This is a genomic window from Pedobacter sp. NEAU-ZC8 (assembly GCF_059278965.1).
The window spans coordinates 21,923-39,918 of the sequence record NZ_JCAJXC010000022.1; the positions used below are offsets into that span (position 1 = coordinate 21,923).

Genomic DNA, 17,996 nt, shown 5'->3' on the forward strand with positions numbered 1-17,996 from the left:
TACGAAGGTTTCCTTACAGGTCAAAGTAGGAATCCAAACAACGTGATTAGGAAGAGCTATTTCAATGAGTACATGAGAAGTCAGATAACTCGCAACCGAGGATCAGTATCCTTTTAGCCTGGGAGTTTTTTACATATATACCAAGCATTGGCAGCTTCTGTGCAAACACAGATCCGGCTAGAATCAAGAATATTGCAGAAAATTAAAGTGTGTTAGTCATGGTATTTTAGTTTCTGCTTATTAGTTTTTCAAAGATGGCATTTCATCCAGCGTAATGACATAATCACTTGCAAACATCTTCTTCCAAAGATCCAGTGAATTGTGCTTGCTTGTACGTGTGTAGTCGCCATACCATGGCATAAACCATGACCATGCCGTTGCATCCTTCTTAAGATTGTCTACATCAGGAATTGATCCAACTTCACTTAAGGTCACCATCTTTTTAGTACCATAAAGTGTGTTCATGGTGTTAAATTCTGTTTGTTGTGAGGTATGATCACCTTCTTTATAAACGTCACGGCCAACGATGTCTACATACTGATCACCTGGATACCAAGCATCATCATTAGTCTCACGGGTCCAAACCCAGATCAGGTTATTTAATTTGTGGGAGTTCACCATACGGTCGTACATGACCTGATAAAGTTTTTTGCAGGCCTCTCAGCCTTTCGCACCCCACCAGAACCATCCGCCCGCCGCTTCATGTAATGGTCGCCAGATTACCGGCACATTTTGGTGCTGTAGTTCCTTCAACATGCCCGCAACGTAATCGATATCATTGAGCATTGCTTTGTATTCTGCTGATTCAGGGTCATTGATTTTACCTTACATCGAAGGTCGTTGATTTAGTATAAAATTCTTCCGTAACTCTTGAGGGATCCCGCCAATGCCAGACAAATACCGGGATTCCGTTTTTCTTCCAATAGGCGACAGCATCTCTAATTGGCGCTTTGTCGTCATACCAATTGTAACTTCGTCCGCTGTGCATAAAATCAAGGCCTACAATTGCCGGCTCCTTGCCAGTATTGGTTTTAAGCCATTCGGTTTCGTCAAAGCTGTTTAAAGTCATCACCCCTGAGATAATTTTCTTACCATAGTTATCTTTTAAAAACTGATAAAGATTATTTGCTTCCTTAGATGGGTTGGGGCTTACAAGTGTAGGATTAATGTTAAAGCGGGAAGGGATAACCACTTCGGGCCGTTCTTTAACAACGGTTGCGGTGCTTGGGTCCTTTTTACAGCTTGGAATAATTGCGGAAAGAACACAGAGCATGAAAATCCGGTTTTTCAAGGCAGGGTAGGTCATGATTTATATTGGTTAGCTTTTGTTGGATAGATGTAATCAAAGCTATCACAATGGAACCCCGATAATCGATGGTATTTTATCAGATCATAATATTAATTGTCTTGGTAAACTTACATGCAAAAGAAATATATTATATCTAAGTAGGTATTCTATAAATATGCTTGATTGAAGGAGGCTTATATTAATGTGAGAGGTGGCAAAGCTTCCTTTTTTAAGACTATAACTAAAAATGAGCATTATCAAGATCTTCATTCAAAATTTTGAAATAAGGTGTCCGGCTAAAAAAAGCTTGATAATGATTAAAAGTTTCTAAATTTAATAGTTACTGAAATATTTGCAGCTTTAGAATCAATAAGAAATGGCCAATGCCAATCCATAACCAGGGACTGGCATTGGCTCAAGTTATATTATAATTGGTGACAGAATACTTCAGGAAAATAGAGGTTTCTGAGCGGTGTTAATTAATTGATACATTTCGAGTTACATTCCAATCCATATTAACCATGCTCTGCATTTTTTTGTCAATCAATATCACTAAGGACCTTGCCTAGCTCGACAAATGTTGCCCATACTTAAACCTTCGATCTTGCTTATGCTTTCATTTGAAATGTCTGTGGTTCAAAACGTTTAGAAATAATTTTACACTCCACAACTTCCACGCAAATTTATTTACGGTTTCCATTGAATGCTATATATTTGGTACCAATCTAAGTTGAAACTAAATGTCGCAAATTACTAAAGCATTCCGTTACGATATAAATGCACTCCGGGCAATAGCTGTGCTTGGAGTGCTGTTATTCCATTTCAAGGTGCCTTATACAAACGGTGGCTTTGCAGGAGTAGACATCTTTTTCGTGATTTCTGGATATCTAATGTCAAGAATAGTATTGAATGGAATGTCAAAGAACAGCTTCAGCATTCTTGACTTTTACAAACGTAGAGCATTAAGAATTATACCTGCACTGTTGGCATTAGTGACAATCGTGACCTTTGTGACCTTCTTTTTATTTTTACCTGTTGACTATAGGGATTTGTCAAAAAATGCGCTATCAAGTCTCGTGTTCATATCTAACATCATTTATTCTAAAGTTGATTATTTCGCGCTATCCTCCGATAATAACATGTTTCTCCATACGTGGTCATTATCTGTAGAATGGCAGTTTTATTTGATTTTGCCTATAGCACTAGTTTTAATAAACAGGTACTTTAGAAATGACAGAAATAAGTTTTTGCTTTTATTTGTTTCTGCTTCAGTTTTATCATTCGCGTATTCTGTATATCTCAGTGATCAAGACCCTTCAATATCTTTTTATTTTTTACATACAAGAGCATGGGAGATGTTGCTTGGCGGTATTGCTTTTCTTTGCGAGGATAAAATAAAATTCAGGTTTAAATCTACTATCGCTATAATCGGGTATCTTACCCTTATTTTGAGCATAGTTATTTTAAGAGAGGACATGCAATGGCCGGGCTGGTATACATTAATTCCAACTATTGCCACTTTCGCTATAATTCTGTGTAACCAGAACTCATTCTCGGTTTTAAAATCTGGATTTGTCCAATTTATAGGAAAAACATCCTACTCCATATATTTATGGCACTGGCCTTTATATGTGTTTGCAGGTTATTTTGCGCTTTATTCTATCGAATATGCTCAGCTAATATTAATATTAGGATCAATTACACTTGGGTACGCCTCCTATAATCTGATTGAGAAATATGATTTTTCTAATGTTTTCAAGATTATAATACCAACCCTCGGGGCAGCAGCTGTCCTTATTATCGTCAACAAGTTGGACTTTAATGATAGGCTATTTGAAAAAGAAACTTTACGTGTCGCCAACTATAAAGAAAGTCATAAAGTTGAAGTAGATAAGCTGTTGACCAGAGAATGTGCAGTAAACTTTGAAATGGGTGAGAAACCTGACTTTGATAGCAAGTTGTGTTTTGGACTCGTGGATGGCATGAGGAATGTGATACTCATAGGTGATAGTCACTCAGCCCATGTATCGCAATCATTTAGAGAGCGGTTTCTACGGGATTCCACTAACTTAATTCAAGCTTCATTTGTAGGATGTATGCCTATTTTGAACAAGAATGGTAATCAAGGTTGTAGTGAAGCCGTCGATTATATGTACGCTGATTTTATACCTAAGAACAAGAATAAAATTGACGCAGTCATCATTAGTGCTAATTGGATTAATGCTGACCGTAAGGAAGAACTAGTTCCAAACATTATGACGACCATAAAATATGTTGAAAGCTTCAATATACCTGTACTCATACTGGGGCAAAGCGAGACATATATCACCTCCTATGCTTCAATTGCAGCAAGGGAAATTGAATATAAAACATCTTTTGATAAGAAATTTATTGATCAGGAGTCCCACAAAGTAAATCAGGTACTAAAAAAATCCTTAGGGTCCTATTATATTGATATTTTCGAAGTGAATACCGACAAACTAAATAAGGACAATGTTCCTTATATGTACGATCATAATCATTATACAAGATATGGTGCTGAGTTTGTAACCAACCATATTTTCAAAAATCAAGCTTTTTCTTCCATATTAGATAACTAATCGCCTTCGTACCTGGTCTTTGCTGTTAACGATGTAGTAACAGTCAAAAGATGCAACCCGGATAGGGGAGAGCTATGCGTTACCTGTGAAATTATCAGCCCCCAGAGGGCTAGATCTTGCAAATCGACGACGTACGTCGAAGCCTTGTTATCCGCTGATTTTCAGTAAATTAATTTTGTATTTAGTTGTTACAAGAGTAAATTTTCTTAAATTGACTAGATAAGTTCTTATAAGCTGTTTATATCATCCCATGCTGGATTTCCAAGTCCAGGCGATTTTTTGACGTAACACTTCAAAAATAAATCAGATATGAAACATTGTATATCCGTTGCTTTATGCGGCCTAATAATACTTGGATTACTGGTCCCTACTAGGGCATTCGCCCAGCCCAGGCTCCCTGAGGGATACTTTCACAAAAAACTTTTAAATGGGCTGGAGGTCGTGGTTATTGAGAATAGTAAAGTTCCCTTGGCAACCATCGAAATAGCCGTTAAAAATGGTGCTTACACAGAAGGTCCGGAATTTAGCGGGCTTTCTCATCTGTTCGAACACATGTTCTTCAAAGCAAATAAAGACTATCCAAACCAGGAAAAGTTTCTTAAACGTACGCAGGAGTTAGGCGCGGTATGGAATGGCACAACGGATATAGAGCGGGTAAATTATTTTTTCACGTTCGACAAGGACAGTTTGGACGCAGGGCTTAAATTTATGAATTCCGCAATTCGTTTCCCGATCTACCGGGAAGAGGATATGAAAAAGGAACGTCCGGTGGTGGACGGCGAATTTCAGCGCGCGGAAAGTGATCCTAGATTTATCCTCTGGTTTGACTCCCAGAAATACCTCTGGGGAGACTTGCTGACACGGAAGAATCCGATTGGTGATCACGAGGTAATCAATACTGCGACTCCGGAGAAAATGATGATCATCAAAGACAAGTATTATTACCCAAATAATAGTTTACTGACCATCTGTGGCGACGTAAAACATGAAGACGCTTTTAAAATGGCGGAATCCATTTTTGGTGATTGGAAAGACAGTGGTTTTGATCCCCATACTAAATATCCAATACCTCCATTTAAAGCACTTGATAAAAGCATTTTTTTTGTTAAGGAGTCTCCAATTGCGGAAACCCCGTTCATCATGTATTCATGGCAAGGTCCTGCCTATCATACCGATTCGGCTTCCACGATTGCCGCAGATGTGTTTTCAACAATGCTGGAAATGAATTCCTCCGAATTTAAACAGACCCTCGTTGATAAAGGACTGGCAACTTCGGCATCTCTCTATTATGTGACAAATTATTATACCGGTCCAATAGAGCTGGTTGTAGTTCCCAATCCCACTAAGTTGAAGGAATGTTATGACGCCATCCAGCAGCAAGTTACCAGGTTTACGGCCAATGACTATTATACAGATCAACAACTGGCGACTGCAAAAGCCACTTTAGTGAAGACCAAGATTCGAGAAATGGAAAAACCTTCTTCCCTTCCGAGTCAATTGAGCTACCATTGGTGCAGCACTTCTTTAGATTATAATACTGATCTGATTGGTAACTACCAGAAAGTGACCCGGGCAGATATTGATAAATATTTAAATGCTTATATCAAGGGCAAGGCTATGGTTGCCGGAATCATTCTGCAACCCGCCCTCAACAAACAAGCTAATGTGAACGCATTCTTTACGTCTAAATAGTTTATCATGAAGACTTTTATTTTAGTAACTCTTGCTTTTGCTGCTGCGCTTAGTTTCGCAAAGGCGCAGCAAAAACCATATGAAACCATCGTAGATGGTGTAAAGGTAATTGTACAACCGAGTGGCAATGAGATTGTTGAAATCCGAACCATCATCAAGGGAGGGGTGCAAAACTATCCCGACAACAAGGCGGGTATTGAATCCCTGGCCATGACCGCCTTAACGGAATGTGGTACAATCGTTCATGATAAAAACACGTTCAAAAACAAACTTGATGAAGTGAGTGCATATATAAACGGTTTTACCGGTAAAAATTACTCCACCTACACCCTTAATTGCATAAAGGGAGATTTCGAGACGGCATGGCCACTTTATGCGGAAGCCCTTACGAAGCCTCGGTTCGATCCTAAAGAGTTCAATCGGATTAAACAAGACGCCATTAACGTACTAAATGCCCGGCAGTCTGAACCTGACGAAGCCATAAATCTATATGCAGAGAAAGTTGCCTTCGCTGGGAAAGCGTATGCAAGAAATCCGGATGGTACGCCGGAAATTGTTAAAACATTGACAGCGACTGAAACTAAAGCATACTACCAATCTATTTTAACCAAATCCAGATTGCTAATCATCGTAGTGGGAGACCTCGACAAAGCACTGATCGTATCAAAGATAAAATCTTTGTTAACCAGAATGAAAGTAGGGCAGCCTTTTGTATTCAAGAAGTCATCCTATAGTGGTACTCAGAATAACTTCAGTGCTATGCCCAAAATGCTGTCAACAAACTACATAGAAGGGATTACTGGAGGACCTCAGCCGGGTACAAAGGAATTTACCGCTTTCAGTGTGGCGATGCGGATCTTCAGTCAAAAGCACTTTCTTGAAATCCGAACCAACAATGGCCTGTCCTATGCACCTCAGTCCTGGTTTAATGGTGATGCTACGTCCTCGTCCCGCATTGCTGTGTCAACAACAGATCCTAATAAGTACATCACTGTATATAATACCATGATGAGCAAAATAAAGAAGGACGGATTTACAGCGGAAGAGTTGAAAAACATGAAAACCACTTATTTAACCAGGTTTTTTTACCAGCAGGAAACAAACGCTGCCCAAGCAGCTTCACTAGCTTCTGATGAAGTGTTGCATAACAATTGGAGACGCTCTATCGATTTAATGGATGAAGTCAAAAAGCTAGATCTTGCAGAAGTTAACAAAGCTTTTAAGACTTATGTTGGTCATACTTCCTGGGTGTATCATGGGGATGTAAGTAAAGTTGATCCTACACTTTTCACAAGTGGCGCAACCCCACCACATTTACCTTGAATAAGCCTCTGGTATTTATTGTTCATCTTTGAAACTCACAATTATCCCTTGGTTTAAGTAAGTCCCAATGCTTTAGTTATCATCAACTTTGTATCAGATAATTAAAGTCCTGGGAACCTATTGCGGGTAGGCTTATATTTGAAGCTAAATGAAACTTAGATGAGCTCTAAAACGAAAAAGTTAGTCGGAGGTTTTTTCCTCATTCTCCTTATTTTAATAATAGCAGCGGTCATACGGGTAAATGAACAAATAGGCGAGCGTTACTCGCATGAAGAAAGTATTGAGAAATTTGGAGGACTTTCCTACTATGATCCCACGCTTGATGAGTTTGTGAGTCCTGAAAGCATCATCTCCGCAAAAGATAAAACTACAGGAGGCGATCCGGGCTTTCTAAGGTTTTTCACTAAATCGCCCTATGCACCGCAAAATGAGCTGCCAAAGGTTAAGCTTAACCAATCGGATTTCTCTAAAACACCCCTGGATCTGGCCATGTACTGGTTTGGACATTCTACAGCCTTGATGGAACTGGATGGATACCGGATCCTGATAGATCCTGTTCTTGATAATGCAGGTCCGCTTCCTGGAATCACAGAGCGTTTTTCGGCTGCTCCAGTTGAGCGGAAGGAGCTTCCATCAATCGATGTGCTGTTGATTACACATGATCATTATGATCACCTGGAAGCGAACACGATTAAGCATTTTGCAGCTACAGAGACACGGTTTGTGGTGCCCTTGGGCGTTGGCGCCCGGCTAAAAGGCTGGGGTGTTCCGCCCAACCGCATCACTGAACTTGCCTGGCATCAAAGCTTTGATTTTAAAAGTATTAAAATCACGGCAACACCGGGTGTTCATTATTCGGGCCGGAGTAATAAGGACAGAAACAAAACGCTCTGGGCTTCGTACGTCATCAGCGGGAAAAAGTCGAAGCTTTTTTGGAGCGGTGACACCGGATACAGTGCACATTTTAAACAGGTCGGCGAGAAATATGGCCCCTTTGATATCGCTTTTGTAGAGATTGATGCCTGGAATAATGGCTGGCCAAATACACATCTGTTTCCGGAGCAGGTAATTCAGGTTGTGTCTGATGTTAAAGCCAAATCGCTGTTCCCGATTCACCTGGCAGCGTTCGATCTTGCGCTACATCCATGGAAGGAATCTATAGAAATGGTATCGAACCTTGCTGAAAAGTCAAATGTAACGATCATTACGCCGCTTATGGGTCAGAAAACCATTCCTGGTGTTACTAAGACCGGCAAGTGGTGGGTATCACAACAATAAACAGGTATTAATTTTTAGAAAACCTTTTTTTGAATTCCATTGGCCCTAGTCCTTCTAATTTGTTAAAGAGCTTATTGAAATAGGACAGGCTTTGAAACCCGACATCATAACATGCTTCTGTTACCGTAACATCCTTAAGTAACATGGTTTTCGCCTGATTAATCCTGTACTGATTGACGAAGTCTGTGAAGGTCATCTTCGTTTGTCGCTTGAAGTAACGGCAGAAAGCGGAGGTGCTTAAACCAACACGCGCTGCAACCTCGTTTACATCGACATGTTCATGATAATTACTATGAATATAGCCATAGATCGTACCCATCCGAACCTTATCTTTTAAATAAAGACTGATACTCGTATCCTGATCATTTAGTAGTTCACACTCATCGCTGAGTGCCAAAAGCTGAAATATCTCGAGCAGCTTAAGTAGCCGATCAAAGCGGTTCAGAGCCTCCATTGCTTTCAACATCTGCCCGGCTGCGGCTTTAACACCACCTTTAAATACGATACCATATCTGGCTCTTTTAAAAAGCTGTTCAATAGAGGCAAGTTCAGCTGTAGCATGAAGCACATCGCCCGGGAAACTTTCCTTCATTTGCACTACGATTTGCCGGTATTCGGAAGTTAAGCCGTAATCGAAATTCAAGTGCGGGATATTGGGTCCAATCAGTACAAGGTCACTGTCCATGAAACTTGATACATGCTGTCCCACATGGCGAATACCGGTCAGGCCTTCAATGAAGATAAGCTCGACCTCTGGATGGTAATGCCAATAGAAATACTCCCTTAAGCTTGGTGAAAAAAGCTTAAAGGATTGTCCGGGATCTATAATAACCTGCTCTTTTTGAATTTGCACGGTTGCTTGCTCTAATACATTTAAAGATAGCAGTATTTTAATAACGGTCAACCCAGAGCAAAAACTTGCCATTATAGAGAAAAGCAAGTGGAGCACGCTGCAGCATTTTTGTATGGTCAACTAACATTAAGCAATTATGGAAAGAGAAACAATGATGCCCGGCGCTGGAGTGAATACGGCGCACAAGGAAATTCCTGGGAACCCTTCTACAGCAACCAGCAGTAAGATCAAATTAAATGACCGGAGTAATGGCAGGCCCTTAAAGGTTTTATCTGAGGATGACTGGAAATTCTGGATCGAAAACGGCTATGTGGTAATCAAACAAGCCATTCCCAGGGAACAGGCGCAAAGGACGGCTGACTTTCTATGGCATTATGAGGATAAGGATCCTAATGATCCTGAAAGCTGGTACCGCATACCCTCAGCGAAAATGCAAATGACCGAATTGAATAATACCGGAATGGTAGAAGTTTACAACAATCAGCTGCTGTGGGACAATCGCCAGAATAAACGCATCCATGATGCTTTTACAGATATATGGGGTACAGAGAAGCTTTGGGTAACCATAGACCGGGCTAACCTTAACTTTCCGATCCGGCCGGGACATGAGTATAAGGGTTTCATTCACTGGGATTATGACCCGGAAACCAAACCACAAAATGTACAGGGCGTGTTGGCGCTGGCCGATCAGATGGATGAGCACATGGGTGGGTTCCAGTGTATCCCGGAATTGTTCCGCACTTATGATACCTGGAAGCTTAGCCAACCGGCTGATCGCGATCGCTTCAAACCAGATATCAGCGGTTTTACACCCACAAAAGTAAAATTAGAAGCTGGCGATCTGCTGATATTCAACAGTACACAGCCACATGGCATCAGAGCCAATAACAGCGTCGATAAAGTGCGTGTTGCACAATACATCTCGATGATGCCCGCTGATGAAGATAATGAAGCTATGCGTCAATGGCGGATAAATTCCTGGCAAGCACGTCTCGCTCCTGAAGGTTATGCATTCCCCGGCGATCCGGCACGTCGGGAACTAAACTATCCTGTAGCTGAACTGTCGCCCTTAGGAAAGAAGTTGCTAGGCCTGGAATATTGGTGATAAACCGCTATAGTCTTGCTCTTCGGGACTTTGATGCTGGCCTTGAATCCACTGGCCCATATACCAGCAGTACAATCATCGATCAAACAAGCTGCAGCTGTTTTAAAAGATGCCTTAAGAAAATAGAAGCTATTCGTTAATGATAGAAAGCGCCTGGTCATGCATCATGATCAGGCGCTTTCGGTGTTTATCAGGTTTTCCGATGGCATTAAGCAGGATTAATCCTACTTTTATTCGATCAAAATCTATATGCACAACATAAGGGCCTTGCTAATTTTTGTATGTTTCCTGTTCGGGTGCAAACAGAAGCCGGTCGTCCATCCAACTTTTTATTTCTGGAAAACCAATTATCAGAATAACGCGGTGGAGAGCAGTTATCTGGAGCGGTTTAAATCGAAGTCGCTTTACCTGCGCATCATGGATGTAGACTACAATCCGGATTTGCAGCAGGCTACTCCAGTTTCTCCAATCAAATTTTCTGATCCGCTACCACATGGCGTTGAGGTTATACCAGTGGTGTTTATCGTAAATCAGGTTTTCCATAAACTTGATGCTACACAGCGTGCTGCACTGGCAGGAAGGATAGCGACCTTCGTAGCGGCTAAAGTTAAACAAGGAGGGAAGCAAAGTTTCAAAGAGCTCCAGATTGATTGCGACTGGACCAAAACAACCCGGGATAGCTACTTCGACTTCCTTCAACAATTAAAGGCACATCCGCTGTTACATGGCAAATCGCTTTCCGTTACGCTCCGCCTGCATCAGGTGAAAAATATTAGCTCAAGTGGCATTCCGCCCGTAGAAAAAGCCATGCTGATGTGCTATAACATGGGTAATCTCCGGAAATACGGCGAGCAGAACTCCATTCTTGACCAGCAAGAAATGGATCTTTACTTGCAGGATTATCTTCAAAATTATCCTTTAAAACTGGATGTGGCACTACCTATTTTTGACTGGGCTGTTGTTTTTAGAAACCGCGAATATGCAGGTATATCCAAGCGAATCAGCAAAACGCAAATTGAAGACAAACACTTGTTCCGGCAAAGGGGCAATTCCATTTTATACGATTTGCTAATCGACTATCCTGCTGCCGGGTTGAAACGTGGCGATGTCGTTCGTTGGGAGGAAATTTCCAGTGCAGATTTACAACAATCCGCCCGGTTCTTATCAAGTAATTTAAAACCGGAAGAAAGAACTCTGGCATTCTATCACTTAGATGCCAACCTTTTAAAACATTATACTGATGAAGACTATCAAAAAATCATTGCTAATTTTTAGCGTTTTCCTATTTACTTTTTTCGCTGAAATTGCTGTCGATATTGCTTGCGGTGGAGAAGTAGATCCTTATGATTATTATGTGTCGTATTTTCATAATAACGTGCAGGGCGATGAATACATGCCCTTCGCTTATAACCAAATGGCTTATTTGAATAGTGAGCAAGATGTTGAAAGTGAATCGGAGATCAACAGCAGGGAATGGGGGCACTACCTGCATGTTGCAGCAACTGACGTATATCAGATCATGTATCAGGCGGATAGTGTGACAAGTTCAAGACTGGCCACATACAATGGAAATATTGCAGCATTGCCTGACAGTTTACAGAAGAACAGCTTTGTGCAGGGCCTATCGAAACACAAAAAAGCTTTAAAATATTTCCGCTTTGCCAAACGCTGCGAGCCCTATGCTGATGTCGCGTTTGATCCATGGGATCCGGAACCGAGAGATAGTTTGGGCATGTCTGTTTTAGCGAAGGAGGCCTTAGCGTTGACCAAATCAACACGCGATAAGTTCCTGAAGTTGCGCTATGCCTATCAGGCAGAAAGGATGTTCCATTATGCAGGCATGCACGAGGACAGCAAAGCGGTATATGAGCGGTTCATCATGAACAATAAATCTAAAACTGCGGTAAAAGGATGGGCGCTGGCGCTTTATGCTGGTTCGATTCGCAGGCTTGGAAACCCCGGGCAGTCTGCTTTTCTTTTTTCGAAGGTTTTCGCCAGCAATCCGGAAAGAAGAATACAAGCCTATAAAAACTATTACTATAACAGTGCTCCGCTGAGGGCTGCACTAGAGTATGCCACGACGGCCGAAGAGAAGGCTAATATCTGGGCGATCAATGGTTTTGGAAATCCAGAATTCAACCTGGAGAGTTTACATCAGGTGTACCAATATGAGCCAAAAAGTGCTTTGAATGGAGTTTTATTGGTTAGGGAGGTAAATAAATTGGAACAAGCGTTGATCGAGACGAGCGATATTGCCAAGGTTTCCTATAATTACTATTTCGCAGACAGCGACAACACCAATTACAAGGATAGTGTCAAAGCAGCTAACCTAAAGCAGCTTAATGAGATCAGAAACTTCGCTTTAAAATTAGCGGCAGAGCGGAAGTATCCTCAACCCGAGCTGGGGACCCTAACAGCGGCCTATCTTTCCTGGATGGAGCATAAAGATTCATTGGCGATGGACTATTTAAGGGCTTTAAAACCAGATCAGCTGAATGAAAAGCTACGCGATCAATACCGGGTCACGACCTTATTAATTAGCGCTAACAGCCTTAAAAAGGGAGGTGTACTCAATGAAACTGCGCTGCTACCCACGTTGAAGTGGCTGGAGGAAAAGCGTTCTGCGGAAAACAGCGTAGAGGCCGGCCGGCAATTTGCTAATGGCTCGGGCACAGCGGAAAACCGGTTTAGCAGAACAGCCCGGAACTTTTATCAGCAGATTCTGGCACCTGCGTATTTAAAGTTAGGGGACACTGCCAAGGCTGCGCTGGCGATGAGTAAAGGTGATCCCGGGAGTTATCAGGCCACTGCCTTTCTACAACAATATATGAGTCCGAAGAGCATGCAGGATTTGCTTAAGTATAAAAACAAAGCAGCTGGAAATGAGATAACGGACTATCTGGCGAGATCGCTGGTCTGGTTTAGTGATGATGACTTTTATGAGCTTTTCGGGACGACTTATCTGCGAACGCATCAATATAATAAAGCAATTCAAATGTTTGCAAAGCTCCCGGCAGGCTACAAGTTCTTCACACCGGAAAACTGGTACAGTGATGCTTCAAACCCAAAGCTTTACGCAAACCCTTTTGCCGAAACTATAAACGACTATCCGAAAAAGTATATTTCCGAAAAGAGCGCTTTTACTAAAAAGACTTATGCTGCGGAAATGCTACGGCTGCAGCATCTAACGGTCAGCGATAAGAAGAACGCTGCGTTGCATTATTACAAAATGGCAAATGCTGTTTACCAGACAGGCTATTTTGGCAACAGCTGGTATTTGATCAGTTATAACTGGTCATCTTATGATAATACCGCCCCATTAAAACACGCTTACGATGCGGATTTCAAGATAGCCGAAACGGCAAAGCGCTGGTACCTGAAAGCAAGAACCTTAAGTAAGGATCCTGATTTTAAGGCAAAATGCACCTTCATGCTCGCCAAATGTGAGCAAAAGGAGGTCATTGTGAATGCACAGATCAATGCTTTTTCCCAATGGGATATCAATAATATGCGCTATAAAAATTTTAGTGCGGCATACTACGGCAACGCCTATTTCAAAGAGTTAGAATCGAAATACAGCAAAACACCTTTCTATAAGATTGCTGCAGGGGAGTGCAGTTACCTGAGTGATTTTATTACAAGGAAGTAAGCTGCTAATTATCGAACAGATGACAGCCGATCATATAAAGCCATAGTTTAGTATCTTTAGAAGGATACTGGCACATCAACAACTTACTTAAAATGATCGTTGTAAAAGGTTTAAGCAAATACTTCCAGCAAACTGCTGCCGTGCAGAAAATATCCTTTGAAGTTAAAAAAGGAGAGACCTTGATCTTGCTTGGGACCAGTGGCTCGGGTAAGACGACAACCTTGAGAATGATCAACCGTCTGGTAGAACCTTCTAGTGGCGAGATCTTTATCAATGCACAAAACGCCTTAGCATTGCCGGCAGAAGAGCTCCGCAGGTCTATCGGCTACGTGCTGCAGAATAATGGACTATTTCCACATTATACAGTTGCTGAGAATATCGGCATTGTGCCGCAATTACTAGGCTGGGAAAAAACTCGAATCAAGGCCAGGACGAGGGAGTTGATGCTGAAGTTACATCTTGATCCGGACGGTCATGCGCAGCGGTACCCTGCTGAACTCAGTGGTGGACAACAACAACGCGTAGGACTCGCACGAGCATTGGCCTCTAATCCGCCAATTCTGTTGATGGATGAACCTTTCGGATCGCTCGATCCAGTGACCAGAACGCGTATCAGAAAGGAGTTTATTGGTCTGGATGAACTGAATCAGAAAACTATTATCATGGTTACACACGACATCGAAGAGGCTTTTGAACTTGGAGACAGGATTTGCCTGTTGGATCGAGGACAAATTCAGCAAATTGGAAGACCTGCTGAATTGCTCTTTAAACCCGCAAATGATTTTGTACGTGATTTCTTCGGTATCGAGCGGCTTCCTTTGGAAATGAAAGCACTCCGGGTTAAAGATATTTGGGGCAGCTTAGTCCCTGCTGCCGGAGAAGGGCCAGGGTATGAAGGAGCTTCGGGAGCTGGAAAGCCCGGGCCGACCGATAGTTTGTGGACCCTGATGCAAAGCTTAACTGCCGGGGATGTTCAATCGGCAACTGTTCAGATGGGGAATGAAGCGAAAACAATCACGCTACAGGACATCTTTAAGGCAATAAAGCAGCTTAAGGAAAACTAACATGAACGAACAACAAAGTCTCTGGCAGTTCCTGACCTTACAGTGGGAGAAAATTCTCGATCAGACCATAACACATATTGGCCTGACCTGTACCTCCTTGCTTCTGGCGGTGATCATTGGTTTTCCAATAGCAATCCTAATTGCCAGGAAGAGAAACCTTGCCGCTCCGGTACTGGGGATGACTTCTGTGATGCAAACCATTCCAAGTGTGGCACTCCTGGGTTTTATGATCCCATTGTTTGGCATTGGTACCTTGCCTGCGATCGTTGTCTTGTTCTTGTATGCTTTACTGCCCATCATCAGGAATACCTATACCGGCATCGCCGGAATAGACGAGGCAGTCCGGGATGCCGCAAAGGGGATGGGAATGACCGACAAGCAAATCCTGTTTAAAGTTGAAATTCCGCTCGCCATGCCGGTGATTCTTGCTGGCGTACGTACGGCAACTGTGATTAACGTGGGGGTTGCTACACTTGCGGCCTATATTGCCGGAGGTGGATTAGGTGAATTCATCTTTGGCGGTATTGCCCTGAATAATACAAACATGATCTTAGCGGGAGCGATACCTGCTGCGCTGCTGGCGATATTATTCGATTTCCTGCTTGGCAGGATACAGCAACGAAAACCCGCAGGTATACGTAAGTGGAGTTTGATGCTTCCCCTTATTTTGCTGTTAATGGCCTGCTTTCAACTTGCTCCGGTTACACGTACAAGTCTACTGGCCGGATTTGAACCGGAATTTATGGGTAGACTGGATGGATATCTGGGCCTGAAATCCCGCTATAATTTGAATATATCTTCAGTTGTCATTAATGATGCGGTGATGTATGAGGCACTTTATGAAAATAAGCTGGATGTTATCGGCGGTTATAGTACCGATGGGCGGTTGAAGGCTTACGACCTGATTACCTTGCAGGATGATCAGACCATTTTTCCGCCGTATTATGCAGCTCCACTGGTGCGCTCTGATCTACTCAAGCGCTATCCGGAGTTGGCGGTGGCACTTAATCTGATTGCCGGAAAGATCACTGATTCTGCGATGACGGCGATGAACTACCAGACGGATATCTTAAAACGCAGTCCGGCAGGCGTGGCTAAAGAATTTCTAGTCAGCCAGAACCTTTATCAACCACCGACAAACGGGAATAAGGCAACCATACGCATTGGCTGTAAGATCTTCGGTGAGCAGTATATCCTGACCGAGATCTACAGGATGTTAATAGAGGGCAATACTGACCTTCGCGTAGAAACGAAGACCGGTTTAGGGGGCACTAAGATTTGCTTCGACGCGCTTACGAATCATCAGATTGACCTTTATCCTGAATATACAGGAACTGGTTTTCTGGTGATCCTGCAGCCGTCTGCTGCGGTGGTGCAAAGCATGATATCGAGCCCCGAAGAGGTCTTTAGCTATGTACAGACACAGTTCGAAGCGCGTTACGGTTTAACCTGGCTGAAGCCAATGGGTTTTAATAACACCTATGCGTTGATGATGCGGCGGAAGGATGCGCTGGCCTTTAAGCTGAAAAGCATAACAGACCTGAAAAACTATCTAGATCGTCAAAAATAGGCTAAATGTTAAACTTGATCCCTTGAGCCAGTGGCAAGGTGTTCGAGTAATTGATGGTATTCGTTTGCCGGCGCATATAACCTTTCCAGGCGTCGGAGCCGCTCTCACGCCCACCACCAGTTTCTTTCTCTCCTCCGAAAGCACCACCGATTTCTGCTCCTGAAGTGCCGATGTTTACATTGGCAATCCCGCAGTCGGATCCAACGGCAGATAAGAACTGCTCGGCTTCACGTAGGTTTAAGGTCATGATCGCAGATGATAAACCTTGCGGTACTGCATTCTGTAAAGCAATCGCTTCATCAAGGGTTTTGTATTTGATCAGGTAAAGAATTGGTGCAAAGGTCTCTTCCTGCACGATCTTGTAGTGGTTTTGGACTTCGGCCACGCAGGGTGTTACGTAACATCCAGAGGTATAGGTTTCGCCTTCTAAACGACGGCCTTCCACCAGGAATCTGGCACCTTCTTCTTTGGCTCTTTCAATTGCTTTCAGGTAGCTATCGACAGCTGCCGTGTCAATCAGCGGTCCTACATGGTAACTTTCGTCCAGTGGGTTGCCGATGCGCAACTGTCCGTATGCGGCAACTAATCTTTCTTTGAAGGTATCGTAGATATCTTCATGGATGATGAGGCGGCGGGTAGAGGTGCAACGTTGACCCGCGGTACCTACAGCGCCAAATACCGCGCCGATGACAGACATATCAAGGTCCGCATCTTTGGAAATGATGATGGCGTTATTGCCTCCAAGTTCCAGGATAGATTTTCCGAACCTCCCTGCTATGGCAGTGGCGACGATCCGGCCCACGCGCGTTGATCCCGTGAAGGATACCAGGTTGATGCGTGGATCATGGTTGATCCTGTCGCCGACAGCATTGCCAATAAGCAGGTTGCTGATACCCTCAGGCAAGTTATTTTCTTTCAGCACTGTGGCCAGGATATGCTGACAGGCAATGGCGCAAACCGGAGTTTTTGAAGAGGGCTTCCAGATACAAACGTTTCCACAAACCAAGGCCAATGCCGTGTTCCAGCTCCAAACCGCAACAGGAAAGTTAAAAGCAGAGATAATCCCGACGATACCTAAAGGGTGCCACTGCTCGTACATGCGGTGCGCAGGACGTTCAGAGTGCATGGTTAAGCCATAGAGCTGTCGGGACTGCCCCAAGGCAAAGTCGCAGATGTCGATCATCTCCTGCACCTCGCCCAATCCTTCCTGAAGGCTTTTGCCCATTTCGTAGGACACCAGTGTGCCGAGGTTGGTTTTGTTCCTGCGAAGCGCATCGCCGAATTGACGTACAATTTCACCTCTTCGTGGTGCTGGCACAGCCTTCCAGTATGCAGCGGCAGCAGTTGCCTGCTCCAGCACGGTCTCATAATCCTGTTCGGTGGCCGTAACTACGCTGGCAATTTTCTGCCCGTCAACCGGAGAGAAGCTGTCGATGGTAGTGCCTTCAGGTTTACCCCAGACACTGCCGGTGCTATATGATGGATTGGTGTCCTGGATGCCTAGTTGGTCGAGAATGCTTTTGATGTTGATTTGCATAGCTATAATCTTTATCTACACAAATAGACAAAAAATA

At 43.1% G+C, this 17,996-nt stretch carries 12 protein-coding genes and 1 pseudogene; 9 read left to right on the forward strand and 4 right to left on the reverse strand.

Annotated elements, in window-relative coordinates:
• Positions 1-240: 240 nt before the first annotated feature.
• Positions 241-819, reverse strand: a pseudogene (locus AC5WJX_RS15755) (glycosyl hydrolase).
• A gap of 1 nt (position 820) precedes the next feature.
• On the reverse strand, positions 821-1,306 hold the full coding sequence (locus AC5WJX_RS15760; protein WP_494485280.1) for a glycosyl hydrolase: 486 nt from the start codon (positions 1,304-1,306) through the stop codon (positions 821-823).
• Positions 1,307-2,028: 722 nt separating this feature from the next.
• Here AC5WJX_RS15760 and AC5WJX_RS15765 point away from each other — a divergent pair.
• The 4 genes from AC5WJX_RS15765 (at position 2,029) to AC5WJX_RS15780 (ending at position 8,181) form a co-directional block, all read left to right on the forward strand.
• Positions 2,029-3,888: an acyltransferase family protein gene (locus tag AC5WJX_RS15765; RefSeq protein ID WP_494485281.1), complete on the forward strand. Its 1,860-nt coding sequence runs from the start codon at positions 2,029-2,031 to the stop codon at positions 3,886-3,888.
• Between the two features lie 309 nt (positions 3,889-4,197).
• Positions 4,198-5,580, forward strand: coding sequence for a M16 family metallopeptidase (locus AC5WJX_RS15770; protein WP_494485282.1), 1,383 nt, complete (start codon positions 4,198-4,200; stop codon positions 5,578-5,580).
• Between the two features lie 6 nt (positions 5,581-5,586).
• Positions 5,587-6,903, forward strand: coding sequence for a M16 family metallopeptidase (locus AC5WJX_RS15775; RefSeq protein ID WP_494485283.1), 1,317 nt, complete (start codon positions 5,587-5,589; stop codon positions 6,901-6,903).
• 159 nt (positions 6,904-7,062) lie between these two features.
• Positions 7,063-8,181 (forward strand): MBL fold metallo-hydrolase, encoded by a 1,119-nt coding sequence (locus tag AC5WJX_RS15780; protein ID WP_494485284.1) that lies wholly within the window; start codon positions 7,063-7,065, stop codon positions 8,179-8,181.
• A 7-nt stretch (positions 8,182-8,188) separates the two neighbouring features.
• Here the strand turns inward: AC5WJX_RS15780 and AC5WJX_RS15785 are convergent, their stop codons facing one another.
• Entirely contained in the window at positions 8,189-9,034 is an 846-nt protein-coding gene (locus tag AC5WJX_RS15785) for a helix-turn-helix domain-containing protein (RefSeq protein WP_494485285.1), read from the reverse strand.
• Positions 9,035-9,170: 136 nt separating this feature from the next.
• On the opposite strand from AC5WJX_RS15785, the gene AC5WJX_RS15790 reads away from it, so the two are divergent.
• From AC5WJX_RS15790 to AC5WJX_RS15810, 5 genes are all read left to right on the forward strand, one after another.
• Positions 9,171-10,139 carry a phytanoyl-CoA dioxygenase family protein gene (locus AC5WJX_RS15790; RefSeq protein WP_494485286.1) on the forward strand — a complete coding sequence of 323 codons (969 nt, stop codon included), beginning with the start codon at positions 9,171-9,173 and terminating at the stop codon, positions 10,137-10,139.
• A 249-nt stretch (positions 10,140-10,388) separates the two neighbouring features.
• Positions 10,389-11,414 carry a hypothetical protein gene (locus AC5WJX_RS15795; protein ID WP_494485287.1) on the forward strand — a complete coding sequence of 342 codons (1,026 nt, stop codon included), beginning with the start codon at positions 10,389-10,391 and terminating at the stop codon, positions 11,412-11,414.
• Positions 11,380-13,788 carry a hypothetical protein gene (locus tag AC5WJX_RS15800; protein WP_494485288.1) on the forward strand — a complete coding sequence of 803 codons (2,409 nt, stop codon included), beginning with the start codon at positions 11,380-11,382 and terminating at the stop codon, positions 13,786-13,788. Before AC5WJX_RS15795 ends, AC5WJX_RS15800 begins: the two co-directional genes overlap by 35 nt.
• A gap of 92 nt (positions 13,789-13,880) precedes the next feature.
• On the forward strand, positions 13,881-14,852 hold the full coding sequence (locus AC5WJX_RS15805) for an ABC transporter ATP-binding protein (protein ID WP_494485289.1): 972 nt from the start codon (positions 13,881-13,883) through the stop codon (positions 14,850-14,852).
• A gap of 1 nt (position 14,853) precedes the next feature.
• Positions 14,854-16,422, forward strand: coding sequence for an ABC transporter permease/substrate-binding protein (locus AC5WJX_RS15810; protein ID WP_494485290.1), 1,569 nt, complete (start codon positions 14,854-14,856; stop codon positions 16,420-16,422).
• A 1-nt stretch (position 16,423) separates the two neighbouring features.
• On the opposite strand, the gene amaB is transcribed toward AC5WJX_RS15810, so the two are convergent.
• Positions 16,424-17,959 (reverse strand): L-piperidine-6-carboxylate dehydrogenase, encoded by a 1,536-nt coding sequence (gene amaB, locus AC5WJX_RS15815; RefSeq protein WP_494485291.1) that lies wholly within the window; start codon positions 17,957-17,959, stop codon positions 16,424-16,426.
• Positions 17,960-17,996: the final 37 nt, after the last annotated feature.

Bases quoted from the DNA above. Each gene is read 5' to 3' on its own strand.
- AC5WJX_RS15800 (WP_494485288.1), top strand. From the start codon at position 11,380: ATGAAGACTATCAAAAAATCATTGCTAATTTTTAGCGTTTTCCTATTT.
- AC5WJX_RS15795 (WP_494485287.1), top strand. From the start codon at position 10,389: ATGCACAACATAAGGGCCTTGCTAATTTTTGTATGTTTCCTGTTCGGG.
- AC5WJX_RS15760 (WP_494485280.1), bottom strand. From the start codon at position 1,306: ATGACCTACCCTGCCTTGAAAAACCGGATTTTCATGCTCTGTGTTCTT.
- AC5WJX_RS15805 (WP_494485289.1), top strand. From the start codon at position 13,881: ATGATCGTTGTAAAAGGTTTAAGCAAATACTTCCAGCAAACTGCTGCC.
- AC5WJX_RS15765 (WP_494485281.1), top strand. From the start codon at position 2,029: ATGTCGCAAATTACTAAAGCATTCCGTTACGATATAAATGCACTCCGG.
- AC5WJX_RS15775 (WP_494485283.1), top strand. From the start codon at position 5,587: ATGAAGACTTTTATTTTAGTAACTCTTGCTTTTGCTGCTGCGCTTAGT.
- AC5WJX_RS15810 (WP_494485290.1), top strand. From the start codon at position 14,854: ATGAACGAACAACAAAGTCTCTGGCAGTTCCTGACCTTACAGTGGGAG.
- AC5WJX_RS15790 (WP_494485286.1), top strand. From the start codon at position 9,171: ATGGAAAGAGAAACAATGATGCCCGGCGCTGGAGTGAATACGGCGCAC.
- AC5WJX_RS15770 (WP_494485282.1), top strand. From the start codon at position 4,198: ATGAAACATTGTATATCCGTTGCTTTATGCGGCCTAATAATACTTGGA.
- AC5WJX_RS15780 (WP_494485284.1), top strand. From the start codon at position 7,063: ATGAGCTCTAAAACGAAAAAGTTAGTCGGAGGTTTTTTCCTCATTCTC.
- amaB (WP_494485291.1), bottom strand. From the start codon at position 17,959: ATGCAAATCAACATCAAAAGCATTCTCGACCAACTAGGCATCCAGGAC.